This window comes from Pigmentiphaga sp. MLSB6-MA01 (genome assembly GCF_058793475.1).
In genome coordinates this window covers 66,079-90,842 of sequence record NZ_JBXAFV010000017.1, presented here as the reverse complement: position 1 = coordinate 90,842, position 24,764 = coordinate 66,079, and the positions used below count along the sequence as shown (strand labels likewise).

36 protein-coding genes are annotated in these 24,764 nt (G+C 64.4%); 22 read left to right on the top strand and 14 right to left on the bottom strand.

What is annotated here, in order from left to right; genetic code table 11:
• Positions 1-6: 6 nt before the first annotated feature.
• The 13 genes from AC1Q6E_RS24130 to AC1Q6E_RS24070 form a co-directional block, all read right to left on the bottom strand.
• Positions 7-699: a structural cement protein Gp24 gene (locus AC1Q6E_RS24130; protein ID WP_492573672.1), complete on the bottom strand. Its 693-nt coding sequence runs from the start codon at positions 697-699 to the stop codon at positions 7-9.
• 3 nt (positions 700-702) lie between these two features.
• Entirely contained in the window at positions 703-2,076 is a 1,374-nt protein-coding gene (locus tag AC1Q6E_RS24125; protein ID WP_492573671.1) for a DUF2213 domain-containing protein, read from the bottom strand.
• Complete coding sequence (locus tag AC1Q6E_RS24120) at positions 2,073-2,891, bottom strand: phage head morphogenesis protein (protein WP_492573670.1); 819 nt, start codon at positions 2,889-2,891, stop codon at positions 2,073-2,075. The genes AC1Q6E_RS24125 and AC1Q6E_RS24120 overlap by 4 nt, the downstream gene beginning before the upstream one ends.
• Complete coding sequence (locus tag AC1Q6E_RS24115; protein WP_492573669.1) at positions 2,875-4,413, bottom strand: DUF1073 domain-containing protein; 1,539 nt, start codon at positions 4,411-4,413, stop codon at positions 2,875-2,877. The genes AC1Q6E_RS24120 and AC1Q6E_RS24115 overlap by 17 nt, the downstream gene beginning before the upstream one ends.
• Positions 4,410-5,822: a PBSX family phage terminase large subunit gene (locus AC1Q6E_RS24110; RefSeq protein ID WP_492573668.1), complete on the bottom strand. Its 1,413-nt coding sequence runs from the start codon at positions 5,820-5,822 to the stop codon at positions 4,410-4,412. The genes AC1Q6E_RS24115 and AC1Q6E_RS24110 overlap by 4 nt, the downstream gene beginning before the upstream one ends.
• Positions 5,819-6,424 (bottom strand): hypothetical protein, encoded by a 606-nt coding sequence (locus AC1Q6E_RS24105; protein ID WP_492573667.1) that lies wholly within the window; start codon positions 6,422-6,424, stop codon positions 5,819-5,821. The genes AC1Q6E_RS24110 and AC1Q6E_RS24105 overlap by 4 nt, the downstream gene beginning before the upstream one ends.
• A gap of 156 nt (positions 6,425-6,580) precedes the next feature.
• Positions 6,581-7,057 carry a hypothetical protein gene (locus tag AC1Q6E_RS24100; protein ID WP_492573666.1) on the bottom strand — a complete coding sequence of 159 codons (477 nt, stop codon included), beginning with the start codon at positions 7,055-7,057 and terminating at the stop codon, positions 6,581-6,583.
• A gap of 196 nt (positions 7,058-7,253) precedes the next feature.
• On the bottom strand, positions 7,254-7,916 hold the full coding sequence (locus AC1Q6E_RS24095) for a crossover junction endodeoxyribonuclease RuvC (protein WP_492573665.1): 663 nt from the start codon (positions 7,914-7,916) through the stop codon (positions 7,254-7,256).
• Positions 7,913-8,836, bottom strand: coding sequence for a P-loop NTPase family protein (locus AC1Q6E_RS24090; protein ID WP_492573664.1), 924 nt, complete (start codon positions 8,834-8,836; stop codon positions 7,913-7,915). Before AC1Q6E_RS24090 ends, AC1Q6E_RS24095 begins: the two co-directional genes overlap by 4 nt.
• The gene (locus tag AC1Q6E_RS24085; RefSeq protein ID WP_492573663.1) at positions 8,833-9,207 is read right to left on the bottom strand and encodes a hypothetical protein; all 375 of its coding nucleotides are present in this window, start codon (positions 9,205-9,207) and stop codon (positions 8,833-8,835) included. The genes AC1Q6E_RS24090 and AC1Q6E_RS24085 overlap by 4 nt, the downstream gene beginning before the upstream one ends.
• A complete protein-coding gene (locus AC1Q6E_RS24080; RefSeq protein ID WP_492573662.1) occupies positions 9,204-10,196 on the bottom strand; it encodes a DUF1376 domain-containing protein in 993 nt (330 codons plus the stop codon). The genes AC1Q6E_RS24085 and AC1Q6E_RS24080 overlap by 4 nt, the downstream gene beginning before the upstream one ends.
• Positions 10,193-10,396, bottom strand: a complete 204-nt coding sequence (locus AC1Q6E_RS24075; protein ID WP_492573661.1) for a hypothetical protein — start codon at positions 10,394-10,396, stop codon at positions 10,193-10,195. Before AC1Q6E_RS24075 ends, AC1Q6E_RS24080 begins: the two co-directional genes overlap by 4 nt.
• Positions 10,397-10,398: 2 nt before the next feature.
• Complete coding sequence (locus AC1Q6E_RS24070) at positions 10,399-10,707, bottom strand: DNA-binding protein (RefSeq protein ID WP_492573659.1); 309 nt, start codon at positions 10,705-10,707, stop codon at positions 10,399-10,401.
• A gap of 137 nt (positions 10,708-10,844) precedes the next feature.
• Between AC1Q6E_RS24070 and AC1Q6E_RS24065 the strand changes: the two genes are divergently transcribed.
• Positions 10,845-11,003: a hypothetical protein gene (locus AC1Q6E_RS24065; protein ID WP_492573658.1), complete on the top strand. Its 159-nt coding sequence runs from the start codon at positions 10,845-10,847 to the stop codon at positions 11,001-11,003.
• A gap of 96 nt (positions 11,004-11,099) precedes the next feature.
• Positions 11,100-11,402 carry a hypothetical protein gene (locus tag AC1Q6E_RS24060; protein ID WP_492573657.1) on the top strand — a complete coding sequence of 101 codons (303 nt, stop codon included), beginning with the start codon at positions 11,100-11,102 and terminating at the stop codon, positions 11,400-11,402.
• A gap of 149 nt (positions 11,403-11,551) precedes the next feature.
• Here the strand turns inward: AC1Q6E_RS24060 and AC1Q6E_RS24055 are convergent, their stop codons facing one another.
• Positions 11,552-11,752: a transcriptional regulator gene (locus AC1Q6E_RS24055; RefSeq protein ID WP_492573656.1), complete on the bottom strand. Its 201-nt coding sequence runs from the start codon at positions 11,750-11,752 to the stop codon at positions 11,552-11,554.
• A gap of 140 nt (positions 11,753-11,892) precedes the next feature.
• Here AC1Q6E_RS24055 and AC1Q6E_RS24050 point away from each other — a divergent pair, with 140 nt between their 5' ends.
• The 20 genes from AC1Q6E_RS24050 (at position 11,893) to AC1Q6E_RS23955 (ending at position 24,761) form a co-directional block, all read left to right on the top strand.
• Positions 11,893-12,543: a S24 family peptidase gene (locus AC1Q6E_RS24050; RefSeq protein WP_492573655.1), complete on the top strand. Its 651-nt coding sequence runs from the start codon at positions 11,893-11,895 to the stop codon at positions 12,541-12,543.
• A 554-nt stretch (positions 12,544-13,097) separates the two neighbouring features.
• Positions 13,098-13,700: a hypothetical protein gene (locus AC1Q6E_RS24045; protein WP_492573654.1), complete on the top strand. Its 603-nt coding sequence runs from the start codon at positions 13,098-13,100 to the stop codon at positions 13,698-13,700.
• Positions 13,701-13,705: 5 nt separating this feature from the next.
• The gene (locus AC1Q6E_RS24040) at positions 13,706-14,812 is read left to right on the top strand and encodes a helix-turn-helix domain-containing protein (protein ID WP_492573653.1); all 1,107 of its coding nucleotides are present in this window, start codon (positions 13,706-13,708) and stop codon (positions 14,810-14,812) included.
• 337 nt (positions 14,813-15,149) lie between these two features.
• On the top strand, positions 15,150-15,944 hold the full coding sequence (locus AC1Q6E_RS24035) for a pentapeptide repeat-containing protein (RefSeq protein ID WP_492573652.1): 795 nt from the start codon (positions 15,150-15,152) through the stop codon (positions 15,942-15,944).
• A gap of 8 nt (positions 15,945-15,952) precedes the next feature.
• Positions 15,953-16,378 (top strand): hypothetical protein, encoded by a 426-nt coding sequence (locus AC1Q6E_RS24030; protein ID WP_492573651.1) that lies wholly within the window; start codon positions 15,953-15,955, stop codon positions 16,376-16,378.
• Positions 16,371-16,658: an XkdD/Y8K6 family phage-associated protein gene (locus tag AC1Q6E_RS24025; RefSeq protein WP_492573650.1), complete on the top strand. Its 288-nt coding sequence runs from the start codon at positions 16,371-16,373 to the stop codon at positions 16,656-16,658. Before AC1Q6E_RS24030 ends, AC1Q6E_RS24025 begins: the two co-directional genes overlap by 8 nt.
• A complete protein-coding gene (locus AC1Q6E_RS24020) occupies positions 16,655-16,846 on the top strand; it encodes a hypothetical protein (RefSeq protein ID WP_492573649.1) in 192 nt (63 codons plus the stop codon). Before AC1Q6E_RS24025 ends, AC1Q6E_RS24020 begins: the two co-directional genes overlap by 4 nt.
• Positions 16,843-17,055: a hypothetical protein gene (locus AC1Q6E_RS24015; RefSeq protein WP_492573648.1), complete on the top strand. Its 213-nt coding sequence runs from the start codon at positions 16,843-16,845 to the stop codon at positions 17,053-17,055. Before AC1Q6E_RS24020 ends, AC1Q6E_RS24015 begins: the two co-directional genes overlap by 4 nt.
• The gene (locus AC1Q6E_RS24010; RefSeq protein ID WP_492573647.1) at positions 17,052-17,273 is read left to right on the top strand and encodes a hypothetical protein; all 222 of its coding nucleotides are present in this window, start codon (positions 17,052-17,054) and stop codon (positions 17,271-17,273) included. Before AC1Q6E_RS24015 ends, AC1Q6E_RS24010 begins: the two co-directional genes overlap by 4 nt.
• On the top strand, positions 17,270-18,094 hold the full coding sequence (locus AC1Q6E_RS24005; protein ID WP_492573646.1) for a PD-(D/E)XK nuclease-like domain-containing protein: 825 nt from the start codon (positions 17,270-17,272) through the stop codon (positions 18,092-18,094). The genes AC1Q6E_RS24010 and AC1Q6E_RS24005 overlap by 4 nt, the downstream gene beginning before the upstream one ends.
• Positions 18,095-18,102: 8 nt before the next feature.
• Positions 18,103-19,173, top strand: coding sequence for a hypothetical protein (locus tag AC1Q6E_RS24000; protein ID WP_492573645.1), 1,071 nt, complete (start codon positions 18,103-18,105; stop codon positions 19,171-19,173).
• Positions 19,174-19,576: 403 nt separating this feature from the next.
• On the top strand, positions 19,577-20,218 hold the full coding sequence (locus AC1Q6E_RS23995) for a hypothetical protein (RefSeq protein ID WP_492573644.1): 642 nt from the start codon (positions 19,577-19,579) through the stop codon (positions 20,216-20,218).
• Between the two features lie 3 nt (positions 20,219-20,221).
• On the top strand, positions 20,222-20,632 hold the full coding sequence (locus tag AC1Q6E_RS23990) for a hypothetical protein (RefSeq protein WP_492573643.1): 411 nt from the start codon (positions 20,222-20,224) through the stop codon (positions 20,630-20,632).
• Positions 20,629-21,216: a hypothetical protein gene (locus AC1Q6E_RS23985; protein WP_492573642.1), complete on the top strand. Its 588-nt coding sequence runs from the start codon at positions 20,629-20,631 to the stop codon at positions 21,214-21,216. Before AC1Q6E_RS23990 ends, AC1Q6E_RS23985 begins: the two co-directional genes overlap by 4 nt.
• A complete protein-coding gene (locus tag AC1Q6E_RS23980; protein ID WP_492573641.1) occupies positions 21,213-21,374 on the top strand; it encodes a hypothetical protein in 162 nt (53 codons plus the stop codon). Before AC1Q6E_RS23985 ends, AC1Q6E_RS23980 begins: the two co-directional genes overlap by 4 nt.
• On the top strand, positions 21,364-22,710 hold the full coding sequence (locus AC1Q6E_RS23975) for a hypothetical protein (RefSeq protein WP_492573640.1): 1,347 nt from the start codon (positions 21,364-21,366) through the stop codon (positions 22,708-22,710). Before AC1Q6E_RS23980 ends, AC1Q6E_RS23975 begins: the two co-directional genes overlap by 11 nt.
• Positions 22,700-22,972, top strand: a complete 273-nt coding sequence (locus AC1Q6E_RS23970; protein ID WP_492573639.1) for a hypothetical protein — start codon at positions 22,700-22,702, stop codon at positions 22,970-22,972. Before AC1Q6E_RS23975 ends, AC1Q6E_RS23970 begins: the two co-directional genes overlap by 11 nt.
• Complete coding sequence (locus AC1Q6E_RS23965; protein ID WP_492573638.1) at positions 22,962-23,447, top strand: hypothetical protein; 486 nt, start codon at positions 22,962-22,964, stop codon at positions 23,445-23,447. The genes AC1Q6E_RS23970 and AC1Q6E_RS23965 overlap by 11 nt, the downstream gene beginning before the upstream one ends.
• The gene (locus AC1Q6E_RS23960; protein WP_492573637.1) at positions 23,440-23,655 is read left to right on the top strand and encodes a hypothetical protein; all 216 of its coding nucleotides are present in this window, start codon (positions 23,440-23,442) and stop codon (positions 23,653-23,655) included. Before AC1Q6E_RS23965 ends, AC1Q6E_RS23960 begins: the two co-directional genes overlap by 8 nt.
• On the top strand, positions 23,652-24,761 hold the full coding sequence (locus tag AC1Q6E_RS23955; protein ID WP_492573636.1) for a DNA-methyltransferase: 1,110 nt from the start codon (positions 23,652-23,654) through the stop codon (positions 24,759-24,761). The genes AC1Q6E_RS23960 and AC1Q6E_RS23955 overlap by 4 nt, the downstream gene beginning before the upstream one ends.
• Positions 24,762-24,764: the final 3 nt, after the last annotated feature.

Sequence of the window (24,764 nt, the reverse complement as noted above, 5' to 3'; positions counted from 1 at the left end):
GGTGAATTACCCCGGTTGCGTGGTGGTGATCTTGATGAGGTCGCCGACGCCGCCGGCACTGCCGACGTACCATTTGGTCTCGACCGAGTTGGTCGATGTCATCGACTCGCTGGAAACGGTCTGCGAGGCGCTGACCGTGTAGGTGCCGGTGCCGCCGGTGCCGGTCCCCAGCGCCGTGATGGTGGTGCCGGCAGTTACGCCGGCGCCGGTGATCACCTGGCCCACGGCCAACGTACCCGACGCCACCGCAGATACCGTCAGCGTGGCACCGGCAATGGCCCCGGTGAAGGAAGCTCCGTCCGAGAGCGTAGCGCCGGCTGCACCCGTCGAGGCCGAGCCGTCCGTGACCGAGGCGAAGACCTTCTGGCCCACCGTGGCGGTGGTCTTGGTTTTGGCCCAGAAGTCACCCAGGTTGTGCAGCACCACCGGCAACCCCTTGGGAACCAGCATGGTGGCTTCGGCCAGGAAGATCGTGATGAGTCCCTGCTGCTCTCGGTGCACGAAACCGGCCGGCGCGCCGATACCGGCGTTCCCGGCGTTGCCACTGGATACCCAGGCAAAGCGTCCGACGGTCAGGCCGTTGTCTCCGGCGACCAGTTGGCCGGGGCCCGCCAGCACCGAGGCGCGCGGGTTCGCGCTGGCGAAGTCACCTTCGACGGCAGGGTTCGGATCGATGTAAACCGCGTTCTGAAAGCCCATGGCTTAGCTCCGTTTGATGCTCACCGCGTGCGGATAGCGCGTGGCGAAGTCTTGATCGGCGGCCGCATCCTGGGCGATGCGGGGCGTGGGTTTGGCCTGCAGGCTCTTGACGTGCATCTGCACGAGCGAGCGGTAGGCCGACGGATGGACGCCGGTCAGATCGATGCCGGCCGAATCCAGCGCGAACTTGTACACGTCCTCGGCCGAGTCCATGGTGACGACGTCGCCGACGATGGGCCGCACGTCCGCTTCGGCCTGCCGAATGGCCTGCATGCGCTTGACGGTGCGCGCCTCGGCATCGGCAGCCGCTTTGCTGATGGCTGCATCCATGGCGGGCTTGGAGACCATCGGCGGCTTGGGTGTGCCCGGGGTGGGCGGCGGCTCGTCCTTGGCCTGCACCGGCTCGCCCAGCGCTTGCATGATGCGGTCGGCCTCTTCGTCGCCCAGCTTGGCCGCGATCAGCTCGCGCAGCTTGCCCATGAGCTCGTCGTCCTCGGCGATGACGCCCTCGGCAGGCGGCGCACCGTCCGGATCTTCGTCTTCGCTGGTCAGTGGGTCATCGCTGAACGCATCGACCAGGGTGGCGAGGCCTTCGAGGTCTGCGTCTTGGGCGAGCTTGCCCTTGGCCGCTGCCTCGACCGCCGCGACGATGCGCGACTTGTCTTTGGCGAAGGTCGCCGCCCGAACGCCCTTGACTATGGCGCCCAGGTTCGGCATCGCGGCATCTTGAGCGAGCCGGGGCCGGAGATAGGCCCGGAGCGCGCCAGCGACCGCGATCGCTTTCTTGCTTTGTTTCATCGGATTCTCCGAGAAGTTGAAGGAATCGCCTACTACTACGTCCGGGCCGGCGCGCCCGACTTCCACCAGGGCAACGTGGTTGCCTCGGATGTTCCGCATGACCCCGTCGTAGGCAGCACCCTCATGGGTGCCCGGCGTCATGTCTGCCTCGTAGCGATACGCGCTGGATAGCTCGTGCTGTTCGCGCGACTCGATGCCGGCGATGGCCACGGCATCCCATACCACGAGGGAGTTTTTCAGGTAGGGCGCCTCGAACGAAGCGTCCGTGCCGGTGCTCCCGACGATGAATTCCTTCTGCGGCTCGTCGGCCGTCACCGGAATGTGCTTGGAGAGCAGCGGGATGTTGTTGAAGGTCGCGGCCGCCTTCTCGAGCTCCTGCGGATCCCGCAGCAGGAAGTAGATGCGGTCCGGATCTAGTCCCAGGTGCTCGAAGTCTGGAATCTCGGCCCCGCGGTATGGATTGATCGCCGCCTTGCTGATGTTGGTGATCTCGACATGCAGGCGCCCGTCTTGGTCGACCATCCGGACGCTGGCGCGGTCAAGGGCAAACTTGTCGGGAGTGTGAGCGGCGGTCGTCATGCCTCGAATCCCGGGATGATGCTTTCGGACACACACCGGCAATTCGGCTCTTCGCCGGGCCGGATGTACTTTCCATCGATCAACATGCCAGTGCGTACGTCGTATTCCTTGCCGTCGGCAGCGACATGGGAGGGGCGCGGCTTCTTGCCGGCATGCGAGTGGCGCCAGCGGGCCTTGGTCAGGCCCAGGCTTTCCTGGCGCACGCGGGTGATGGTCGCCGTCGCCTTATTGTTCTGGTCCCGCGCGATGAATGCTGCGCGCCGCTTGGTGATGCCGTAGCGGTCTGCCAATTGCTTGGTCAACTCGTCCAAGCGGCGCCCTTGTTGCACCGACCGCATGACGAGGCCTTCGACATCCTGGAGATGTTCCGAGGCAATCGACTTGATCAGCCCCACGTTCTCAAAGACGCTGGCCTGCACTACATCGTTGGCGGCGGCAGTCAGCTTGAATTGCACCGAGAACCCGCGGTCGCGCAGGCGCTGGGCCAGCGACACGTCCGCGGCGCGCATGGCGGATTCCACGAAACGCTTGGCGAGCGGGTCCGAGATCTCATCGAAGCGGCGCTGCCACCGGCGCGAGAGCTTGCGCATGGCCTTTTTCAGCGAAGAAGCGGGGCTGTCGTCCATGGCGATCTCGGGCTCGTTGGCGCGATAGGCCGCGCGCAGCCAGTAGATGATGGAGCCCTGCATCTCCCGGATCAGGGCGTCCAGGCGCTTGCGGTAGGCAGCTTGAACGCCGGCATTCGGGCGAGACGGCGGGATGGGGATGGGTTTGCCCGTCGGCGAGACCAAGCGGACGTCAGAGGAGACCGTCATCGTCGTCCTCTTCGTTATCGAATTCGTCATCCGGCCCCGCGTCGACCTCGAGCGAGTGGTAGCCATTTCCCGGGTCGGCGGCCACGCGGGCCCGGGCTTCTTCGGGCGAGATCACGCCGGCGCCGATCAGCACCGCATCGGTGTCGGCATCGACCTTGCGCATGTCGGCACGTTCCTTCTCGCTCAGCTCGTACAGGGGCACGAACTCGAAGCCGATCTCCGGGTCGATCTCGCCGAATTCGGAAAGCTGGATGATCTCCAGGGCGCGTTCCAGGTTCGGCCGGAACAGACCTTCCTGCATGGATAGGATGGTGTCGTAGAAGACGCGGATCTCGCCGTCGCTGTTGGCATTCAGGCCCGCAGGCGTGATGCCGGTCAACTTCACCAAAGGAATGCCGCTGACCGAGGACATATGTTCCTGGGACTGGGCCTGCAACTCGGACAGGCCGGACAGCGGCACGTTGTGGATGTCGAACTCCTCGCCGTCGCCGTTCGCGTCTCCATTGTTGATCGCCCAGGCGCCGCGGTTGTTGCGCATCTTGTTGAACAGGGCGAGCCGATGGAATACGTCGTCGCCCATACCGCCCTGCAGGATGCTCCCGAGGTTCGTCTTGAGCACCGGCACAGAAAAGGCGCTGATCAGATCCGATACGCTCTGGCGCGTGCGCAGCCAGTTCTCGACGTAGGGCATCGCCATCTGCGAGAGGGACAAGCCGCCGAAGTTGTAGCTGGGCTTGAGCATGTCCGGCACCTCGCGCGAGACGAAGTTCAACAGCCGGGTGGCATGGACCTGTTTGCCCATGACGAACCAGGATTGCGGCTTGAAGAAATCGGGCCGCATGGGATCGTCTGAGTTGTACTGAAACGGGGTCGTCCAGATGGGCTCGATAACCTTGAATCCCACCAGGGAACGCCGGCCGATCTTCGCCGGGGACGCGACCAGGATCGACATCAGTTCGTCCCGGTCGGCACGCGCCGGCGTACCCTTGGGCGTCTTAACGTCCAGGTAGACTTGGCTGCGGCCGAAGAGTCCGTCGTGCAGCGCTGCCTTGCGAAACGCGGCGCGCAGGCGGTAGCGCTTCATCGCGCGCTCCAACGCGGCGATCTTCTCGGACTTGTCAGCATCGCCGATCGACTGCAGCCGGATCCACTTGCGCGTCATTTCCGTGGCCAGGACCTCGGACATCTTGCGGTATTCGGGGCGCTGAGCCAGCTCGGACAGGAAGGGGTAACCGACGAAGCCCAAGCCGCTGTATGCCGCGTTGGCGAAGTCGTAGACCGGCGCGAGCTCCGCATCCATGGCCATGACAGTGGTCCGCATGTCCGCCGGAACGACGCCGGGCATGATTTGCGGCCGCCCGAACTTCCCTTCCGGCGCGTCGTGGCGGCTATTGGCCAAGGCCATGGCGTGCGCGCTGATCCTGGGCTCCTGCCGGGGGGGCGGCGCAGATACGGCTGGCGTCGGAGGTTGCAACGTCGCTGGGCTGGCAAATGCTGCGCGGATGCGCTGCCAGAGCGTCATGCGGCCCCCAGCAATGCGGGATTGATCTTCATCGGGGGCGCCTCGGGCGCGAACGCCATGATGTGTGCGTCGGCCAAGTTCGGGGACGGCGCGGGGCCGCCTTCGCGTTTGGGATTGGCCAGGTCTTTCTTGCTCTCGACCTTGACTCGACCGTTGTTGTCGTAGTCCTTCTTGGGGGTGGACAGTTCCTCGATCAGCTTGTCGATGTGCGGGAGATCGCTGGACAAGCTGATTAACTGGTCGGACTCGAAGCGGTCGCCGTTGCGGATGGCGGCGAAGGTGTTGCGATAGCGGTCCGCCACCCGCCACCAAGCCTGGGCCTTCAGGTTGGCGAACATGTCCCGGTTCTTGGTCTGCGTGTTGCCGTAGCGCGCCTCAGGCATCCAGACGGCGCCCCCGGCGTTGAACTTGGCATAGTGGAGAGGGCGAGCCGGCAGCGCGGCCGCATTGAGCTCACCGAACTTGGCACCGGCCGAGGCGCCTACCCCGATCGAGTCGTAGGTGATGTCGGCGCCGCGCTCACGGGCCGCTCGGTAGACGCGGGTGCAGGACTTCAACAACTCATCCTCGCCGCCTTTCCATTCGTCGGACCAGGTCACGATTGAGCCGTAGCCCTCCACCGCGGCGCAGAGGTCCGCGCCGGAGTCCGCCACGTCAAAGCCGATACGCCGGCGCCCAGACGCCTCGAACCCGAGCGCCTTGTGGGCGTCGATGGCGGCCATGAGATGTGCACGCTTAATGATGGCGCTCTCGTCGTTGTCCTTGGGAACGCCTTCGTAGATGTGCAGATACTCGTCGTAGTCCTCGTCCTTGAGCGCCTGGATGATGGCGCGCATGGTGGACGACAGAAAAGGGTTCTCGTCGTAGTTGATGCGACGTACGACGGTGTTGGGAGGTGGGCTGACGACGAATCGCTTGTAGGCGAAATCGGTGGCCAGCTTGGGGTTGAACACTATCCAGATCTGGCTGTGTTCCTTGCGGATGGTGGGCTCCAGAGTCTTCCACTGCTCTTCGGTGAGCGAATGGGCCTCCTCGATCCAGAGCACGTCGACGCCCTCGAGCGACTTGATCTCCCCGATGTCCCGCCATAGGCCGTAGAACAGGAATTCGCTCTTGGTCGCGCGATGTAGGATCTTCTTGGCGAGCACATTGAACCGGCGCCCCAGACCAAAACGGTCAATCTGCGTCTTGAGCAGCGAGTAGACGGAATCCTCGATGCGGTTCTGAAACTGCCGCGCGCAGCAGAATCGCAACTTGTAGTTGTCGGCCAGGAAAGTGGCGAAGCCGGCGGCATCCCACGACTTGGTCGATGCGCGGCCCCCATAGAGCACGCGGTTGCGGGCAGGGCGGCGCCAGAAATCGCGCAGCAATGGGTTGAGGGTCGGACGGTCAACCAGCACCGCGCTCATTCCTCGTCGTCCTCGCCGTAGAAGTGGCCCAGGCCGGACGGCGCGGTCTTCGCCTCGGCGCCGGCATCGGCGTCTAGCAGGTCCTTGTTGGCTCGCAACAGGTTCGTGGGCATTTCGCCCGCCTTATTGGCCAGAATCTGGAGGGAGGCGAACGCCTTGAGGTGCTTGGCGGTGGACAGAGGATCGACATCATCGACCTTGTCCAGCGTGGTGCGGGCCAGACCGGCCAGGCGGTGGGCCGACGCGGCGCTGTATTCCGCAGCCGATCCCAGGTGCCGGCTGATGTTCGTGAGCTGGCGAGCGAGGTCGGCCACGATGAGCTGATCGTTGGCCGGCAACTCCGAGATTTCATCGAGCAACTCCGCTTTCTCGGCCTGCAGACGCTTTTGCTCGACGTGCACCTTGGCTTGGCGTTCGGCCAATGTCCGCAGCGGCGAAACGGGCGGCGCTTCTGCGGACTTTTTCGCCGTCAGTTTTCGCCGGACGGCGGATTCATCGACACCAAACTCTCGAGCCACAACCGCCATCGGCTCGCCCTGGACGAGAACCCGGCGCTTGACTTCGGCCCATTGGTCAAGAGTCAGCTTGGATTTACGTCCCATGTCAGGTTAGAGCCAGAATGGCAAAAGCCCCGGGCGATCACTCGTTCCGGGGCTTTCCGTTCCGACTCGCTCGCTCCGATTCTCTCGGGCGCGCGCCGACCTCCTCCAGGGCAATGGCTCGTTCTGGCGAACGGTGTCGGTTTGTCTTGGGGCGGATTATCGGGCGGTAGTCGGAGAAATGCAAGCCCCGGACATTTCGGCGGGATCGACGCATTCGAGGATGGCCAGGGCCACGCCGAACGCCTCGGCCGCGGCAAACAACTCGTCTTCGTACGAGAGCCAGCGAATCCCGAGCAAGCGGCATACGATGCGCGGGTCGGCCCCTTCGACGTAGTACGCCCGCAACAGCGCCCGCTGTTTCCGATCAACGCGGTGGTCGCACCGGCCCCATGCCCATTCGATGATTCTGGCGTCCTCGACGTCGACGGGGTCCCGGTACGGTGCGCGTTCGGAGGGCCCGTAGCTGTCCTGGTAGCTGCGCTTGCCGGCGGCCTCTGCCACGCCCTCGCAGACGTCGTGGACGACGGACGGCTTGCCTCGTGCCTTCGGCTTGAAGTACCGCCCCCAGTTCTCCAGCCGTTCGTGCAGCCGGCGAGGCACGCGCTCCAGGTAGCTCAACTTGCGGTAGATCACGCATCCCTCCATCGATCGTCAAACCGATCTTCCCGGGGCTGCCCAGCGCGGCCCGCCAGCGGCACCATCGGCGGCTGCGCAGCGCGTGCGCGGTCGAGCGCGTGCTGCATGGCGCGGTCGTAGGTCAGGGGCTTGAGCTCGCGTGGCGGCCGCGCCGGCGTGGGCTTGGCGTTGGGGGAGATGATGGATTGGCCTTTCACAGCAACGCCCCTTGCGCCGCCGACGCCTTCTTCACCCGCACAGGCGTGTGCGTGCGCGCTGGCGGCGGCACGGCAATACTCGCCACCTTCTGCAGCCCACCATCGCCCAGCCGATAGCCGCCGCCGGTCTCCTGCATCACTGCCCAGTCCAAGATGCCCAGCGCATCGGCCTCGTTGTCGTCGGCCGGATGGAAACCGCGACGCTTGGCCTCGGCGATCATCGCGGCTTTGTCAGCCCGTCCCGAGCCCGTCCAGATCTTCTTCACCAGCGATGGCTGCACGCCATCCACGGGAATCTGCCGCGTGCTGGCGGTCATCCACATCAGCCCCTCCAGCAGTCCGTACAGGTGCGCGGTGGCCGCCATGTTCTGCGGGCCGTGCCGCACGACCATCTCATAGGCGATGGCATGGATGTCGCGGTGGTGGACGAGTTCCTGCAGCCACGCCTTGAACCGCAGCCCTCGCTGGCCAGGATCCCAACTCGCCCGCGGCACGAACGACTCGCAGCCGGAGAGGATCCGACCGTCCCTGGTGGTGATGGCCCAGCCAGTGCGCGTGGCCAGGTCGAGGGCCAAGATGTTGCGATTCAGCACCGGCGAAACCGCTCGCGCGGGCGCGATGTGTTGCGGGTGTCCGCTTTTGTCCGTGGTCAGCGTCACAGCAGCCATCCCATGAAATCGATCGGCCGGCGCTGATCGGTCCCGGTGTATTGCAGGCTGTCGGCGTGGTACCAGAGCGACACCTTGCCCTCCCATTCGCCATGGCGCTGCTTGTGGCAGATCAGCATTGAGTCGGGCGCATCCGGGAATCGCTCGGGGTTTTCCTCCTTGCGCTTGTTGCGCCAGACTGTGAACACGTTGTCGACCTGGTCGGTGATGGAGCCGCTGCCCTTGGCGTCAAACTTGCCGGGCACGTCGTATTCGTCCTTGCCCTTCTTGGCGTGGTGGACGAGGTGCACATGCATGGCGTTGTCGCGCGCCAGGGTGCATAGGTCATCAACGAAGTGTTTCTGACCGTTGTAGTCGTCCTCGTCGCGCACGCACTTCATGAGGCTGTCCACGACGAAATGCCGAATGCCGAGTTCCTGGGCGCAGTAGCGGCCCACGGCCAGGACCATCTGGGGCTTGACCGTGCCGAGTTGGTCGTAGAGCCACATGCGGCCGGAGAGCCAGGAAGCGAACCTGCCGGCGAATTCGGCGCTCGGCTCTCGCGTAGTGGACGCCTGCCGCATCATCCGTTTGAGCGTGTCGATGGGTCGCATCTCGAACGAGGCGATGCAGGCGCGTTCCTTCTGCTGGTTGAAACCCAGTATGGCCTGCCCCAGCATCTGGCTCTTGCCGTGGCCGTTGATGCCCTGCCAGAGGCTGACTTCGCCCGGACGGAACCGGATGTCGTGGTGAGTCTTGGACCAGGGGAGCGCGGCACCCGCTACTTCGACCTGCTGGGGCCCCGTGGAGCGGATCAACGCATCGCGCCACGCGGTGGCTGGGAGCACCTTGACCCGCGGTTCGGTCTCCTGCATGTACCGCTGGAAATCGGTGTTGTCGGGCGTGATGATCGGAACGACGTTGGCGTTCATGCAGCGGGCTCCAGGAGATGTTCGACTAGGCCACTTTCGGGCGCCCAGGTCACGATGCCGGCCGGCGCTGCGGCGCGTGTCGCAGTGATGCGCGCCGGCTCGAATTCGGTGATGCGGTCCAGCACGGTCATCAGCCGGTACTGGTCATAGCCACAGAGGTGAACGTGCAGGCCGTGCAGGCAGCGCAGATCCAGCGTTTCGGGTTCGTCCGTGGGCAGGATGTCGATGCAGGGGAGGACGCCGTTTTGTATCGCGTTTTCCGGGTTGCTCCAGGCGCGATAGGCCGGCATGTGGTCCAGCACGACGACGTGCACCGATGCTGGCATGCGTTGCCGCTGACGCAGGGCGAGGATGGCGTTCTGGCCGATCATTTCGCGCCCTCCCAGGGGGCTGGTTCCGGCGCGCCATTGGTGCGCTGTCCCGACTTGCCGTTGGCCTGACCACGCAGGACCTTGTCGAGGTAGCCTGCGGCGATGGGCTCGGGTGCTGGCTTGTGCTGGCGGCAGATCTCCACCGCCTCCAGGGCCTGGGCCACGGTGAAGCCGTCCTTCACCCAGGCGTGCAGCACCGGGTTGTGGCTGGCAACGGTGACGCCAGCTCTGCGCAGCGCCCCGGCCATGGCTCCGGTGGCCGTAGGCGATGGTTCCGGCAGTTTTTCGGGCTCCCCTGGCGTCGCAGGCGGATCGACTCGCGTCGAGTCTTCGCCGGGGTCCGGCTGGTCCGAGCTTGCGGGAGGGGTTTGGGGAGAGATGTTCTTTTCTTCTCCCTGTCCCTGTCCCTGTCCCTTAAGAGCGTTTTCCGCCGGAATTCCGGAGTCGCTACCACTGGAATCTGAACTTCTTCCGTCGGAAGATTCATCATTTCCGCCGGAAGAATTCGGATTTCCGGCGGAAACCGTGCCCCAATCCTTCGGCATTCCGGCGGAAAACCACTGATCGAAGCTCGGAAAGTCTTCCTTCGGCACTCCCTTTTTCCGCAGGCGTTCCAGCAATTTGCGGTGCGCGTGGGCATGCTTGGCGGCCCAGGATTCGTTCGCTTTCTCGGCCACCACTGGGTGGTAGAGGCGGCCATCGCTGCACTTGATCCAGCCGCGCAGCGCGCCCGCCTTGTGCTTTTCCCATTCGCCCACGGCGCGGCCGAAGCCGGCCAAGGACGCCAGAGTCTTGTCATCATCGGGGAGGCTCGCGGCCGGGATCTGGTGCCAGGCGGCGCACCACAGCAGCACGGCACATCGGAATTCCTCGCCGGACACCTGGATGGCCAATTCGCTGTCGCGCAAGCGCACGACGTCCAGCGGCATGAAGGCGAAGTCGCGTAGCTCGCAGTCGGCCGGTGTGAGGGGAGCGGGTAGGTCGGTCATGCCCGCTCCCGATAAGCAAACGCCTTCCGGATCGCATGAAACCGCTCCGCGGCGTCCAGGTTTGTATCCAGCTCGGCCCGGCTCTTGATGCCGCACTGCCGGCACAGCGCATCGCGGGCGCCCTGTTCGGTGTCAGCGCCCAGATAGGCGCGGAAGGCGGGGTTCTGGCCCATCTTGACGGCCGTGAAAGATGTGCGCACGGTCACCCCCTCGGCCCGCACTGTCCCATGCTCATACGGGCGCAGTGGCAATTCGAGCCGATCATGTTCCCCTGGGCCAGGTAGTCCATGTAGCTGACCGTGGTGATGGTCAGACCCAAGGCCTTGAGCATGGCGTCCAGCTTGGCGATGGTGATCCCGCTGGAGCCGGACATGACCTTGCCTGGCATGCTGTCGTCCCAGCCAGTTTCTGCCAGCAACACCTTCTTGCGCTTGGGGTCCGTCATCGCCATGCGAAGCTGGGTTTCGATGATGTGGGGCCCGGCGATTCCGGGCTGTTCTGCCGCGTTCATGTGCTACTCGCGTGTGTGCAAGAAGGTTCAGGAAAGAAGGAATGCCCCGGAATGCGCGCGTCGGCACACTGGCGGCATGGAAACGTACGTAGACCCCACAATCGACGCCCGGGCCGCTGGCCCGCGACACTCCGACCATGACCGAAACCGAACGACTGCTGGCCGAGGCCAGAGACATCCTGATGCGCGTGCACGGCACGGCGTCCGACGAGCTGGTGCTGGCCGTGTTCGCGCGGCTGTGCAGCGAGCAGGACCTCGCACAGGACGAGGCGATGGGGGAGGGGGCGCGGCATTAGGGCTTCTCCCCATGGATGGGCGGGAATGCCGCTCCGGCGCTACAGTTGGCGTCGCCAGACTCCAACCCATAGCCACCTTTCAGGAGGGCATTCCCAATGACCATTTCGCACGAACAATTGCTCAGGGCCATACGCGACCGCCTCGTTCTGGACGTCCAGTACGACGGCTATGTGCGTCGTATCGAGCCGCATGCGTATGGCAGATCAACGGCTGGCGAGCCGATTCTTCGGTGCTGGCAAGTGTCCGGTGGCAGTGCACATGGGCAGCCGACTGGGTGGAAGCTGATGCAGCGCCAGGGCATTCAGCTTTCGCACGAAACCGGATCCACCTTCCCAGGGCCGCGGCCAGGCTACAAGCGAGGCGACGAAGCCATGCAAGAGATCTACGCGCAGCTTTAGCCTCCGCGCCGCAGTCACACGGCCCCGGCATGTACGCCGGCGCGTTGTGGACCGCGCAGCAGCTCGTGTGCTCCAGATGGCGCCCGTACTTGGCCAGTTCCTCGGCCAGGTGCGGGGCCTCGTCCATGCCGCGGATGAAGGGGACGAGCTTACGCATGGTTCACCTCCCCGGCGGGGGTGGGCTCGGGGGTGGCATTGACCGTGCTGCCGCGCAGGAATGCCCAGTCGATGGAAGGGTCGATTTCCTCGCAGGTCACCAGGCCACCGCTGAATTTCTCGATCTCGATACATCGCTCGGCGTTGACGGGCGACGCCCCCGAGGCCATTTGCGACAGGAACGATGGGGACACGCTAAGGTGCGCAGCGAGTTTTGCTGCAGTTCCTCGCGGGCTTGTCGAGAGGTAGGTTTTCAGGTCCATGGCGGCAGTTTAGTGAACACTAAACCGATTGGTCAAGTGAATGCTTGTTAAGCAACAACTAAACTCTGCTCATGGATGAGAAGAAGCAGCGCCGCATATCCAACCTCCGTGCCTGGGTGGAAAAGTACGGAGTCCCCCAAAAAGAGAAGAGCTACTTCTCGCAATTGCTTGGGGGAAATGGCTCATTTGGGGAAAAAGCGGCCAGGCGCCTGGAGGACGCATATGGGATGGGGGCAGGCTATCTGGATAGCGAGCCGACAGCGACCGACAACCGCAGTAACGGTGTCGGAGAGCCGGTGGTGGAGTATGTGGGCAGCGCGCGAGGCGCAACATTGTTGCCCGTCGCCGGTACCGCGCAATTGGGCGTGAACGGTTGGTATGAAGAGGTCCAGGCGGTAGGCTCGGACGGGTATGTCGAATGCCACTCCTCCGACCAGGATGCATATGTCTTGAGGGTGCGGGGCAGCAGCATGCATCCGGCCATCCGTGACCGCTGGTTCGTCGTCGTGGAGCCGAATGCGGCACTGTCGGCAGGTGAGTACGTGGCCATCGAACTTAAGGACGGCCGGAAGATGGTCAAAGAGTTCCTGTTCCGAGGGACGGGGGCGGTGACCGTCGAATCGGTGAACGGCGGAGAACGTATGGTGTTGGACATGCAGGACATTGAGGCGATTCACGCCGTTGGCGATATCGTGCCGCCGAGCAAGCACAGGAACGTATAGATCGCAGACCAGCGGGGAGGGGCTTGATGGGACTGACTAACCGCCTTTGGCGCGCCTTCACCGGCTCGGGCGCCGACTCGATCGATGCAGCCCGTCTCCGCGCTCAACATGGCGGTTGCAGCATGCCGGCGTGGGAGATGTCCGCTCAGAAACAAATCAAAGAGAAAAGCCGGTGGGCCGCAATGGGCATCAGAACTGTGACGCTCACTCCAGGCAATGTCGGTGGTGAGTGCATGCCCGCCATGACGTTGCAGTCCTATAACACCCTGGATGCGCCCTTTATTCCGGTCCCTGGGTGCGACTCAAAGCGTTGTCGGTGCATCTATCGGGTGATCACTCCGGGCTTCGAAGAATAGACGCTCAAAGCCGTGAAGCCGTGGCCGAAGGTGGAGCAGTAGGAAGCGAAGTAGCGCTGAGGCCGCGCTTGGGTTGGTGGAGAGGGAGTGGTGGCGAGAGGGAAGAGCTTTGAAGTGGCGGGGCGCTACGAAGTTTGGTTGACAGATTCTAAAAATTGCAAGAAACTTCGGTTGACAAAACTCCGGATTTGCAAAGATATGGCACTCCCAGCCCCTGAAAATTTCCACCAAGGCCTCACCGCTTCCCGTCTTAGCACCATCGCTGATCATTTACTGCAGATCAGGCATCAGACCGTCTCCATACTGTCTACCGATCTCGACGATAATTGGGTGCGTGAAACGGCTTGCTTCGGCCGGTCGCGCAATTTGCTCATTTCAATGGCGGTGAATGGAACCCACTCCTGGCTGGGTTTGACGAACGCGGGTATGGACTACACGCCCACGATTGACGGCGTTCCGTTTCGTATTTTTAAGGACGACGCCGAAGACCCCGAGAAGGCGCGGTTTTTCCGCCGGAACGCGCAAGATAACCTGTTCTCTGAAGACCCCGCGCACCCTGTAATGTGGCGCTTCGTTGTAGAAAAGGCTGCCACTGAGGAAGACGAAGATCGCATTGTATTTGCCGGCTACAACGTGTTCCAGGAAAAGGTCAGCGAATGGACGCACTTGCCAGGCAATGATGTGTTCTACGCTGTCGGAAACGATGTCCCCCCGTCCGCTCCGATCAGTCCTGCATCTGTTGATATTCGGGACGATATCGAATCCCAAGAGCGGTCGCAGAACGCTAGCAACGATGAATAGCAAACATGTATCCAGTTTTCAACGGCGCTGAGCTCCGTCTGGCCAGGATTTTCAAGGGGGCTACCTTGGAGGATGTGGCTGCGAGTGTTGGAAAAACGCGGCAATATCTTCACAAACTTGAAACTGGCCAAGCCGCTCCTACGGATGATCTGGCGGCAGCCCTTGCATGTGCGCTGGATGTCGACGTTTCTTTCTTCATGCAATCGTCGCCGGCGTTGGTTCAGGAAGGCCAATTCCATTTCCGAAAGCTGTTAACGACAAAGGCGGTGGCCAAGCAGGCGACCGTGGCACGCGGTGAACTGATGGCCCGTTTGGTCCTCTTTTTGGAGCGGGAGCTTAAGTTACCTGAAGTGCGAATCCCAGAGGTAGACGCGCACGAAACATCGACCGAAATAGAACTGGCCGCCGAGCGCTGTAGATCGGAGTGGGGGCTAGGAAACGGCCCAATAGAGCACATGAGTAGGCTTGCGGAAAATGTGGGTGCGATAGTCACTTCCTTTGCGGGGCTTTCAAGAGAAGTGGATGCGATGTCGGTGTCGGCACGGCGTCCAATAATCGTGAGAAACGACGCAAAGGAGAGCGCTTGCAGGCAGCGATTTGATATTGCTCACGAGTTGGGTCATTTTGTCATGCACGGAGGCATCATTACCGGTGACCGAAGTACTGAGTCGCAAGCTAATAGGTTTGCTGGCGCGCTTTTGGTGCCACGCGCGATGATGCTGAAACTGTTCCCGCGGGGCCGAGGGTCGCGGCTGGATTGGGCTGCCCTGAGCGACTTCAAGCTCCGTTGGCGAATGAGTAAGGCGGGGTCACTGTATCGAGCGCGACAGCTCGACATCATCAGCGAGGCACAATACAAGACGGGCGTTATCACCCTGCGTCGGACTGGCGAAGCCATTCGCGAACTCGAAGACTCTCGAATTCCACTGGAGTCGCCGGAGCTTTTGGGGAGGTCTATGCAGGTGCTTTCCGAGAGAAAGGACCTTTTTCATGAAGATGTTGCCGCGCAGCTTCGTGTCTCCAGTGCCTTCCTGACTAGGCTGCTGGGATTCACAGGGCCGCAACGCCCGGACTCTCCGCTCCAGATTCCTAAATTGCGCCTCGTCGCCTAGGCTGGAAAGTCGCGCCCCCCCACCCCGCCCCGGCGGGGTTTTTTGTGTCTGCACCGGCGTACCCTGGCGCTGCAGCATCGAGAGAGCCGGCGCCCCGAGCCTGGGCCACCAGTATCGCGCCGCGTTCAGACGGCAGCCGCCCTAAGTGGTTGCCGCGTTGCCCCGCCAGTCGGGGCCTTTTTGTAATTGCTCGCCATGGACGGGTATTTTTTGTGCTACATGTTTAGTAAATGCTTGACTGTGTGTTTAGTGTTTACTAATATCCCCCCCATCAACCCGCCGCGCCGCAACAGCGAGCCGAGCGGGGCCACCGCCCACCAGGGCAAGGAGGATGGGAATGAGCAACGCCACGATCACCGTCGAAATCAAACACCGCTACACCGGCGCCGTGCTCTACGCCGCCGAGATTCCCGCGGATACGCCTGAGCACTTGAAGACGCGGGCGGCGCTGCAAGCGGCGACCGCGGCCGGCGCGTACCTGGCCGACGCGGACCTGGCCGGCGCGGACCTGGCCGGCGCGTACCTGGCCGACGCGGACCTGGCCGGCGCGTACCTGGCCGGCGCGTACCTGGCCGACGCGGACCTGGCCGGCGCGTACCTGGCCGACGCGGACCTGGCCGGCGCGGACCTGGCCGGCGCGTACCTGGCCGGCGCGTACCTGGCCGGCGCGTACCTGGCCGACGCGTACCTGGCCGGCGCGTACCTGGCCGGCGCGCGAAACCTGCCTGCAGGTGTGACGGCCACCAGCCCCGCCGAGCCGTACCAGCGCGACACGCGCCCGCGCGCCGAGCGCCAGGCAGCCCGCGCCGCACGCTTTCGAGAACTGAATCCGAAGGTACCGGTGGTCGAGGCGCTGGACGCGAAGATCCTGGACATTGTTGAAAGCGGCGCCGGTGAACTCGAAATGGGTGGCTGGCATACCTGCGAAACCACACACTGCCGCGCGGGCTGGGCTGTGCATCTGGCCGGACAGGCCGGATATGACCTCGAGCGGCAGCACGGCTCGCAGCAGGCCGGCGCCATGATCTACCGCGCGTCGGTGGGTCGCGTTCCGCACTTCTTCGCCAGCAACGAGCGCGCCATGGCGGATCTGCGCGAGCAGGCCGCCATTCAGGCCACGCCCACCGCCTGAGGCCCGCCATGCAGACCATTCCCAACCCCACCGGCTGGCACGTCGAGCCCGATGCGAGCGGCTTCCGCATCGAAATGGACCCGGCCGATAAGGCGATCCGCATCAGTGAGCGCCGCCACTTCATCGCGTGCCAGTACTTCACCATCGAGCACGCGCTGCTGACGGATGGCACGGCGGCCGAGAACGAGCACATCCGCCGCGCCGCCGAGGCGCTGATGATCGATGTTGTCACGGCCCCCGATGGCACGTTCCTCCAGCGGCTGCTGTGCGAGCTGTACCGCATGACGATGGCAGGCGCGTCGGACATATCTCTGGGCGCGACGTTCCGCGAGTTCGTGCGGGGCAATGTGCGCTTGGCTGCCGAGATCAATTGGCAGGCCGCCCAGGATGGAGAGGGCGGGAAGGTATTCGCGGGAGGGCGGCGCCATGGCTGACAGCAAGTTCACGCCGGGGCCGTGGCACATCACCGCACCCACGGAAAGCCTGCATGCGGTCCGCAACGGAAAGGGGGGCATTGTGGCGGACGTTGGGTACAGCAACACATTTGCCGAGAACGATGCCAACGCCCACCTGATCGCCGCCGCGCCGAAGCTTTTCAAGGCCGCCAACGCTGCATGGCAATGCATCGCCGAACTCGCACCGACTCAATCGCGTGCGGAGGTTGCGCAGATGCTGTTGGCCGCCCTCGCCGAAGCTCGGGGAGAGCAGCCATGACCACCGCCGAGACCCTGCTGCAAGAACTCGTCACCGCCCTGGACGGCGCGTACATCTCGTCCTGGCAATCCACCGCCGCGTGGAAGACACAGCTCAATGCCGCGCGCGAATACCTGGACACCTGCACCTGCCCGGCCGATCAGATGCCGTTCGGGCGGTGCTGCAAGGCTAGGGGAGATCGGTCATGACCATCGACATCCCCCTGTACCTCGAGGACGCCGAAACCGGCCTGGACCTGCGCGCGCTGCTGATCGTGGAGTGCGACGTATACGGCGGCATCGAGGCGTACCACGTCCAGGACGATTGCGGCCGGCGCGTGCCGATGGACATCAGCGGCGCCAAGGTGCGCCAGCTCATGGAGCGGCACATCGCCGCAGAAGAGAGGGCCTACGCATGAAAACCTGGACCCCTACCAGCATGCATCACGTCAATCTCCAGCATCCCAACTGGTCAGGCCGGGCGTTCCGCACGGCGCGCGAGGCAATGGGTTGCGGCCTGGACTGGACAGGCTACGACAACGAGTGCGGCCCGGGCTTCTGGGACTACGTGGCCATCGCGTCCGTGATCGCTGCTGGCGCGCTGGTGCTGTTCATTGGCCCGATGGTGTTCGCATGAACGCACCGGCCGAACTGCTTGGCATCGTGCCGGGCCTGGACATCGACGCGCACCACTCCGGCCCCGGCATCAGCAAATCGGGCTTGGATCTGATTGCCCGATCCCCGTACCACTACTGGGCCTGGAAATTGAACCCGGCACGACCGCCGGAGCCCGAGCGCGCTGGCCAGCTTGAAGGCACGCTGGCGCACTGCGCGATTCTGGAACCGGGCGAGTTTTCCACACGCTATGCCGTCGGCCCGGACGCCTCGCGCGCCACCAAGGCGTGGAAGGAGTGGGAAGCCGCGCTGGCCGCCGGCGTGGTGGGCATCAAGCCGGACCAGTACGACACCGCCATGCGCCAGGCCGAGGCCGTGCGCGCGCTGCCCGACGTCGCCGAGGCTCTGGGCAGTGGCATGGCCGAGGTCTCCGCGTTCTGGCGTGATGCTGAGACGGGTTTGCTGTGCCGCTGCCGCCCCGACTGGGTGCATGCCGCTGGCGATGCCGGTGTGATCCTGCTGGACGTCAAGACCTACGGCGACGCCAGCCCGGAGGAATTCGCCCGCCAGATCGCGCGCAAGCGCTACCACGTGCAGGACGCCTTCTATTCGGACGGCTACGGCATTGCCGCTGGCATCGACGTGCTCGCTTTCGTCTTCGTGGCCGTCGAGGACAAATACCCGTTCCGCGCCGAGGCCGTGATGCTGGACGACATCAGCCGCGAGCGCGGCCGGGACCTCTACCAGCGCGATCTGCACGCCTTCGCGCGCTGCCTCGAATCCGGCGACTGGCAGAAGCCGGCCGGCATCCACACCGTTTCGTTGCCCGCTTGGGCTCTCTGAGGATCACCATGAACCAGCTTGTTGTTCAGCAAAACGAATTCGCCATGCAGGTGGCAAACACCGGCATCGAAACTGCCTCGGCGGCCGCCGCAGCCCAGGCCAAGGCCATGGTCGAAGCCCGCTACATCATGGCCATCCGCCGGCCGCGCGACATGGACATCGTGCGCGAGCGGATGCTCAAGGAGTGCAAGCGCCCGACGTTCGCCGCCGTGGCGCGCTACCAGAAGCCGATCGGCAAGGATCGCAGCAAGTGGCCCACGGGCCCGTCCATCCGCTTTGCCGAGGCCGCGGTGCGCAACATGACCAACATCACGGTCGAGACCATGACGGTCTACGACGACCGCGAGAAGCGCATCGTGCGTGTGACCGTGACGGACCTGGAGGCCAACGTGCCGTATGCCCAGGACGTCACGATCACCAAGACCATCGAGCGCCGGCAGAAGAAGGACGGCGACCAGGTGCTGCGCACCCGCACGAACAGCTACGGCGACACGATCTACATCCTGGAAGCGACCGACGACGACATCGTCAACAAGCAGCAGGCGTTGATCTCGAAAGCGGTCCGCACCCTGGGCCTACGCCTGATCCCCGGCGACATCATCGACGAGTGCATGGAGGTCGTGCTGGAGACGCTGGCGCGCGCCGATGCCGAGGACCCGGACGCGTCCAAGCGCAAGCTGTTCGACGCCTTCGGCGCCCTGGGCGTGCGGGCCGAGCAGATCAAGGAATACCTGGGCCACAGCGGCGAGACGCTGGATCCCAAGGAGCTGGGCGACCTGCGCGCGCTGTATGCGGCGATCCGTGACGGCGAAACGACCTGGCGCGAGATCATGGATTCGCGCGCCGAGGCCGATTCGAGCAAGAAGGGCGGCGCCACCAGCCTGAAGGACATCAAAGCCAAGAAGGCCCCGCAGCCGCCCGTATTCGACCTGCAGGCCACCATCGCCCGCATCGCCGAACACCGCGACGTCGAAATCCTCGGCCTCTACCTTGACGAACTGCGCGACACCGTACCGCCCGAGCATCAGGAAGCCATTGCCGCGGCCGGACGCGCACGCCTCGAAGAACTCGAGGGCTGATTTCCCGGCGCGCGGCCTCGCTCTTTAAATCATCCCCTCCCATCCTTCGCCGCGCGTTCTTTTATTCAACCAGGGGCGCCTGGCCCACGTTACGGGCCGCCCGTCCCGGCCGGGCAATGTCGGGGCCATTCATGCAGCGCATCGGGGAGAGCCGTCCCGCCGCGGTAACGCCGAAAGGTAGCCCAAAGCAACGGTGCGCTGCATTGATGGTGAGCAGTACGCGCAGGCCGATGCGCAAGAGCGTCTAACCAGAGCGAAACGTCAGGCGGCAGATGCCACCAACGCGGCGCGACGACAGCACCTGACAAGCCGGAGATCGGTACCGGCCGCCACCACCCTACGCCGACGGGTACTCGGCCGCTGGCCCTGCGCTACGGGCAACGATCAACCACCTGGAGCCACCATGCAGGCCTTCAACCTCGATCACCAGCCGGCCAAGCTTGTCGGCATGAAAATCCGCGAAGAACTGAAAGATGAGCGCGGGCTGCCCGACGTCTCCCTCTCGTTCCTCTGCCGCATGAGTGCGGCTGCGTTGGCGATGATATCTCCCGAGTTGCGCACGTTCCTCTACAAGAGCGGCCCGCAGAAGGATTTGGACGGCGGTGACGACGGCGACAGCCTGCGCTTTCCCGAACTCGGCACTCAGCACGTCAGCAAGAAAGTGACAGGCGCGTACTTCACGCTGCATTACGGCGTTGGCGCGAGCAATGGCGCAAGCACCGAGCCGGTCTCGGAAGAAACGCAAATCGACACCTTCACCCTGGATGCCCAGGAGGGCGGCACGGTTCTGGTGGGTTTCCGTGTGTGGGGCAAGTTCACGGGCCCGCAGATCGGAAACTTGGCGCTCACGCTTGGCCGCGATACCGAGATCTCGACGTATTGCCCGGAGCCGGCGCAGGGCTCGTTGTTGGAGGAGGGCGAGCAGCCGAAGAAACGCGGCCGCAAGCCCAAGGCCGACCCCGCACCGCAGCCGCAGGAAGACCCATTCGCCGGCAGCGACCTCGCGCAGGGACCCGGCCAAGAGTCGGGCGAGGACGAAGAATAGGCCATGCCGCGCCCACCCCACATCCCCCACCGCACGCGTCCGGTCGGCCGTCTGCCCGTGCTGGCCAAGCTGCGCGATGAGTTCGGCATGGTCGCCCATCTGGCCCTGCGCGGCCTGGAGACGGCGCCCACTACCGAGGCATTCGACGCCCTGGCCGAGGTATTCAACCTGCTGCAGGTGGACCTGCGCAACGATGCGAGACGGTCGGATGTGGCGGCAGTTATCTCGGACGGTGCAGGCGCGCTGATCGCGGCTCAGGATGCTGTGGCAGCCGGCCAAGTGCCTGCGCCCGACCTGCTGGAGCGGATCCGCGCGGGGGTGAATGCCATCGACGGTCTGATCGGCAAGCTGGACGTGACCAGGCTGTATGCCTCGATGCAGACGTTGAAGGCGATCCAGAGGGAGGCCGCATGAGTCGCCCCGTAGCCGCGCTCTTCGTCCGCGCCGACAGCGTCTACAAGACGATGGCCGGGGTGGACTGCTACGACATCGAGCGGGATGCGCTGACGTGGCCGGGAGGGTGTCCGGTGGTGGCGCATCCACCGTGCCGGCTGTGGGGAAAGCTTCGCCAGTTCGCCAGGGCCAGCGCCCCAGCAGCGGAGAGACAGCTTGCCATCGATGCCGTGCGCCTCGCTCGTCGGTGGGGCGGTGTGCTCGAACACCCGGCCGAATCGACACTGTGGGCCCATGCTGGGCTGCCGCTGCCAGGCCGCGCGCCGGACGACTTTGGCGGCTGGACGGCCGAGATCCGGCAATGCGATTGGGGGCACAAGGCCGAGAAGTTGACGTGGCTCTACATCGTGGGCGTCCATCCTGACGAGTTGCCGGAGCTGCCCCCGCGCGGTGAACCTGCGGGTGTCATCAAGCCGCAGCGCGGGGTGCCGCGCACGTTGAAGATCGTCACCAAGCGTGAGCGCGAGGCCACGCCCCCCCCGTTGGCCGAATGGTTGGTCGAGGTCGCCCGTCGCTGCACCGTTCCCGTGAAGCAGACCGCATGACCGACACCCCCTACATCCCCACCGCCTGCCTGACCGACGCCCGTACGGTACTGGCCGCGCAGGATCCCACGATATCGCAGTTGGCCGAACGCTGGCCGGCTGCCCAATGGCGCGCCGCGATCAGGCAGGCGCAGCAGGAGATAGAGCATGCAGAATGATGAACAGCCCATCGAGACCAGCGAGGCCGAGGCGCGGTCGTATCAGCCGGCGCAACCGTGCTGTGCCGACCCGCGTCCCGACTGCATGGGCATGTTGTTCGAGGGCATCGGCAATCGGTGCCGAGCCATGGAGCAACTGCCCAGCGGGCAGAGTGCTGCCCCGACCCGTATTGAGCGCAAGATCTATCGCGAGACTGCCGAGCACTACGAATACCTCGCTGCTCGATTCCCGGCCGGAGGACACCCCGGCCGCAGTTTCCCCTGGGATGGACACCGCTGGGTATACGAGGTCACGTCGTTTGACGACACGGGCGACTACGATCTGATCTGGCGCCCCGGCGAAATCGCCAAGCCTGCCGCTGCAACGGTGCCGGCCGACGAGCGGGAGGCGTTCGAAGCAGTCATCGGCAAGTATCGAGAAGGCAAACCATACTGGTCGATAGCTCGGGAGGAAATCTGCTGGGATATCTGGCAACTGGCCCGCGCCGCCCTGACAGTCTCTGCCGCGCCGCCGGAGCGACCGAACGTCAGCAACTGGCGCGAGAAGTTCTCCGCGAATGTCTACGGGAACCTGGCTGCTGCCGATAATCAAGATGTGCCGCTGGAGGAATACCCGGCACGCATCCTGGCCGTGATGGATGCTATGGGGATCGGCCCCGTCACGGTGGCAATCGCCAACGACACGCTCAGGGCCGCGATGCGAGATGACCAGGGCTATGCGTGGTCGTGGCACTGCAATCTAGCCATGCCGATCATGGACTCGATTCATTGTTCGCACCAGCAAGCAAACGACGCGGCGGCGTGGTTGATGCGGCATCTGTTTGACATCGACGTGACAGGTTTCCGTGAATGGGAACCCTTTGCCGCCCCTGCCGTACAGGCAGCGCCGCAGGCAACTGTTAAGGAATCCTTACAGGTTGCCACGCCGCAGCCCCGGGAATCGGTCATCTGGCAATCCTGGAACGACCGGGACGGCTACGGCTATTGGGATACCCACGACGAGGCCGAATTGAACAGCGCCCCGGATTTCGAACCCGTGCGATTCGCGCCGCAGGCCGGAGAGGATGCACGGCCGGTGGCGTTCGCCCAGGCCGGCAGCTTGTTCTGGCACGGCTCCCCTGTCGGCTGGCGCGGGTTCAGCGGCGATCTGTATCTCGGGCCGCAGCCAGCAGCCCAGGCTGCGCCAACCGTGCCGGATGACTTTGCGCGCGAAGCGCTGCGCCTGGCGCTGGAATATTGGGCCGACCGGCAGCAGCGGTACAAGAACCGTGCCCCTGTGTGGGTGCAGAAAGCCCGCGCTGCCCTCACCGCCCAAGGAGCGAGCCATGGCGAATGAGCCGATCAAGGTGTGGGGCATCGCCGTCCTGGCCCCCAAGCAGAAGCCAGCGGTGGAAGCTCACTGCTTTGGTGACTGCGGCAAGATCAGCATGGGCGGCGCCATCGACGACGATCGGACAGGCGGCCTCTTCGTGTGCTGCGAACCGGCGTGCCCCTACATGGAAAAGGAGATCGAGAACTACGGCGAGACCATGAGCTTCGGCCAGCGGCACGTCGTCACCCTGCGGCTGCTCAAGCAGGAGGCCAACCATGCTGATTGACGGAAAGGAATGGCGGCTGGTGCCGGTGGAGCCGACAGATGCAATGGTCCAGGCTGCGCACCATCTCGACCTGTCCTACATGCCCGGCCAGGAGGGCGCTGACCGTGCCGCCGTGTATCGCGCCATGCTCGCCACTGCTCCCACCCCGGCTGCTGCAACGGCCGCGCCGAGCGACGCGCTGCGCTGGACACTCCGGGATTGCGGCGTGCGGCGCGACGACAGCGGCGCATATTTCAGCGAGGCAGCGCTCGGCAAACTGGCGGGTATCGTGGCGCGCAGCTACGGGCAGGCACCGGCCGCCAATGGGGATGCGCTCGATGCTGACCCCCTGCAAGCCGCCGCGGACTGGCTTGTGAATGGCCTAGCCAAGCCACGTCCCACCGAAATCGCCGGGCGACTCCTGATCGGCTACAACCGCGCCAAGCGCATGTACGACGCCGCCATGCAGCGCACCACCGGGAGCGATCATGACTAAACCGCTCGCCGGGAAACGCTATTTCGAGGCGCTGGGCCGGCGCCATGAATCCCTGGGGTATCCGTACCTCGCGCAGCGCGGGGCAATGTGGGGCTGGCCGCTATGGGCAAAGCGGGCGTACTGCCTGGGCCGTATCAATCAGGCCGAAAATCATGCGAAGCGCACCACCTCAGCGGGCTCGCCCCTGCGGGAAGGGGGTGAGGGATGATCAATTTCCAGGTAGAGGTCGGCGACTGCCGGGAAAGCCTTGTGCGCCTGGCCACATCCAACCTCCGCGCGCAGACGTGCGTGACCAGCCCGCCGTACTTCGGGCTGCGTGACTACGGCCACGACGGACAGATCGGCCTGGAGCAGACCCCGGACGAGTACATTGCTGCGCTGGTCGAGGTGTTCCGACGCGTGCGCGATGTGCTGGCCGACGACGGCACGCTCTGGCTGAACATCGGCGACAGCTACGCCAACGACGGCAAATGGGGAGGCCATACTGGCGGCAAACACGCCAAAGCGCTTCATGCATCGCCGATTGGCCGCAATAAGCGCTACACAGGGCTGAAGCCGAAGGACCTTATCGGGATCCCGTGGCGCCTCGCATTCGCGCTGCAAGACGACGGGTGGTTTCTCCGTCAGGACATTATTTGGCACAAGCCGAATCCCATGCCAGAATCGGTGCGAGACCGCTGCACCAAGGCGCACGAGTACCTGTTCCTGTTGTCCAAGTCGCCGCGCTACTACTTCGATTCAGACGCGATCAAGGAACCGGCAGTCGGCGACGCGCCTGGCAACGTCAACCATCCCAAGGCGGCCGCGGCCTACTTCGACGGCGACGAGAAGCACAGGACGAAAGCTGGACTCGCCGCCTATGCGGCGCGGCAGCGGTCGAAGCGGGATTCATTCAAACGGGACGGCAGCAAGCGAGAGCAGGCCATCCCCGGACAGGCGGTAGGCACGCACCGAGCGGATCGGGAAGAGAGCCGCTGGGACACTGAGACTCGCAACAGGCGCAGCGTCTGGTCCATCGCAACGCGCGCATACCGCGGCGCGCACTTCGCGACCTTCCCGCCTGACCTCATCTTGCCGTGCATTCTAGCCGGCTCGCGCCAAGGAGATTTGGTCCTGGACCCGTTTGGCGGATCGGGGACTACCGCCGGTGTCGCGGTGGCGCATGGGCGTCGGGCATTCCTCTGCGAACTCAATCCCGATTACGCAGGCTTGATCGCGGGGCGGGTGGAGTCAATCCAAGCCATGTACGGCCGCCTCCCTAAGACGCGTCACCCCCGTATCTGTCTGAGTCCTGACCAACACGAGCTATGGTGAGCC

What these genes read in the sequence shown, in the direction of transcription:
- AC1Q6E_RS24130 (WP_492573672.1), bottom strand. Translation starts at nt 699, where the DNA reads ATGGGCTTTCAGAACGCGGTTTACATCGATCCGAACCCTGCCGTCGAA.
- AC1Q6E_RS24125 (WP_492573671.1), bottom strand. Translation starts at nt 2,076, where the DNA reads ATGACGACCGCCGCTCACACTCCCGACAAGTTTGCCCTTGACCGCGCC.
- AC1Q6E_RS24120 (WP_492573670.1), bottom strand. Translation starts at nt 2,891, where the DNA reads ATGACGGTCTCCTCTGACGTCCGCTTGGTCTCGCCGACGGGCAAACCC.
- AC1Q6E_RS24115 (WP_492573669.1), bottom strand. Translation starts at nt 4,413, where the DNA reads ATGACGCTCTGGCAGCGCATCCGCGCAGCATTTGCCAGCCCAGCGACG.
- AC1Q6E_RS24110 (WP_492573668.1), bottom strand. Translation starts at nt 5,822, where the DNA reads ATGAGCGCGGTGCTGGTTGACCGTCCGACCCTCAACCCATTGCTGCGC.
- AC1Q6E_RS24105 (WP_492573667.1), bottom strand. Translation starts at nt 6,424, where the DNA reads ATGGGACGTAAATCCAAGCTGACTCTTGACCAATGGGCCGAAGTCAAG.
- AC1Q6E_RS24090 (WP_492573664.1), bottom strand. Translation starts at nt 8,836, where the DNA reads ATGAACGCCAACGTCGTTCCGATCATCACGCCCGACAACACCGATTTC.
- AC1Q6E_RS24085 (WP_492573663.1), bottom strand. Translation starts at nt 9,207, where the DNA reads ATGATCGGCCAGAACGCCATCCTCGCCCTGCGTCAGCGGCAACGCATG.
- AC1Q6E_RS24080 (WP_492573662.1), bottom strand. Translation starts at nt 10,196, where the DNA reads ATGACCGACCTACCCGCTCCCCTCACACCGGCCGACTGCGAGCTACGC.
- AC1Q6E_RS24070 (WP_492573659.1), bottom strand. Translation starts at nt 10,707, where the DNA reads ATGAACGCGGCAGAACAGCCCGGAATCGCCGGGCCCCACATCATCGAA.
- AC1Q6E_RS24065 (WP_492573658.1), top strand. Translation starts at nt 10,845, where the DNA reads ATGACCGAAACCGAACGACTGCTGGCCGAGGCCAGAGACATCCTGATG.
- AC1Q6E_RS24060 (WP_492573657.1), top strand. Translation starts at nt 11,100, where the DNA reads ATGACCATTTCGCACGAACAATTGCTCAGGGCCATACGCGACCGCCTC.
- AC1Q6E_RS24050 (WP_492573655.1), top strand. Translation starts at nt 11,893, where the DNA reads ATGGATGAGAAGAAGCAGCGCCGCATATCCAACCTCCGTGCCTGGGTG.
- AC1Q6E_RS24045 (WP_492573654.1), top strand. Translation starts at nt 13,098, where the DNA reads ATGGCACTCCCAGCCCCTGAAAATTTCCACCAAGGCCTCACCGCTTCC.
- AC1Q6E_RS24040 (WP_492573653.1), top strand. Translation starts at nt 13,706, where the DNA reads ATGTATCCAGTTTTCAACGGCGCTGAGCTCCGTCTGGCCAGGATTTTC.
- AC1Q6E_RS24035 (WP_492573652.1), top strand. Translation starts at nt 15,150, where the DNA reads ATGAGCAACGCCACGATCACCGTCGAAATCAAACACCGCTACACCGGC.
- AC1Q6E_RS24030 (WP_492573651.1), top strand. Translation starts at nt 15,953, where the DNA reads ATGCAGACCATTCCCAACCCCACCGGCTGGCACGTCGAGCCCGATGCG.
- AC1Q6E_RS24025 (WP_492573650.1), top strand. Translation starts at nt 16,371, where the DNA reads ATGGCTGACAGCAAGTTCACGCCGGGGCCGTGGCACATCACCGCACCC.
- AC1Q6E_RS24020 (WP_492573649.1), top strand. Translation starts at nt 16,655, where the DNA reads ATGACCACCGCCGAGACCCTGCTGCAAGAACTCGTCACCGCCCTGGAC.
- AC1Q6E_RS24015 (WP_492573648.1), top strand. Translation starts at nt 16,843, where the DNA reads ATGACCATCGACATCCCCCTGTACCTCGAGGACGCCGAAACCGGCCTG.
- AC1Q6E_RS24010 (WP_492573647.1), top strand. Translation starts at nt 17,052, where the DNA reads ATGAAAACCTGGACCCCTACCAGCATGCATCACGTCAATCTCCAGCAT.
- AC1Q6E_RS24005 (WP_492573646.1), top strand. Translation starts at nt 17,270, where the DNA reads ATGAACGCACCGGCCGAACTGCTTGGCATCGTGCCGGGCCTGGACATC.
- AC1Q6E_RS24000 (WP_492573645.1), top strand. Translation starts at nt 18,103, where the DNA reads ATGAACCAGCTTGTTGTTCAGCAAAACGAATTCGCCATGCAGGTGGCA.
- AC1Q6E_RS23995 (WP_492573644.1), top strand. Translation starts at nt 19,577, where the DNA reads ATGCAGGCCTTCAACCTCGATCACCAGCCGGCCAAGCTTGTCGGCATG.
- AC1Q6E_RS23990 (WP_492573643.1), top strand. Translation starts at nt 20,222, where the DNA reads ATGCCGCGCCCACCCCACATCCCCCACCGCACGCGTCCGGTCGGCCGT.
- AC1Q6E_RS23985 (WP_492573642.1), top strand. Translation starts at nt 20,629, where the DNA reads ATGAGTCGCCCCGTAGCCGCGCTCTTCGTCCGCGCCGACAGCGTCTAC.
- AC1Q6E_RS23980 (WP_492573641.1), top strand. Translation starts at nt 21,213, where the DNA reads ATGACCGACACCCCCTACATCCCCACCGCCTGCCTGACCGACGCCCGT.
- AC1Q6E_RS23975 (WP_492573640.1), top strand. Translation starts at nt 21,364, where the DNA reads ATGCAGAATGATGAACAGCCCATCGAGACCAGCGAGGCCGAGGCGCGG.
- AC1Q6E_RS23970 (WP_492573639.1), top strand. Translation starts at nt 22,700, where the DNA reads ATGGCGAATGAGCCGATCAAGGTGTGGGGCATCGCCGTCCTGGCCCCC.
- AC1Q6E_RS23965 (WP_492573638.1), top strand. Translation starts at nt 22,962, where the DNA reads ATGCTGATTGACGGAAAGGAATGGCGGCTGGTGCCGGTGGAGCCGACA.
- AC1Q6E_RS23960 (WP_492573637.1), top strand. Translation starts at nt 23,440, where the DNA reads ATGACTAAACCGCTCGCCGGGAAACGCTATTTCGAGGCGCTGGGCCGG.
- AC1Q6E_RS23955 (WP_492573636.1), top strand. Translation starts at nt 23,652, where the DNA reads ATGATCAATTTCCAGGTAGAGGTCGGCGACTGCCGGGAAAGCCTTGTG.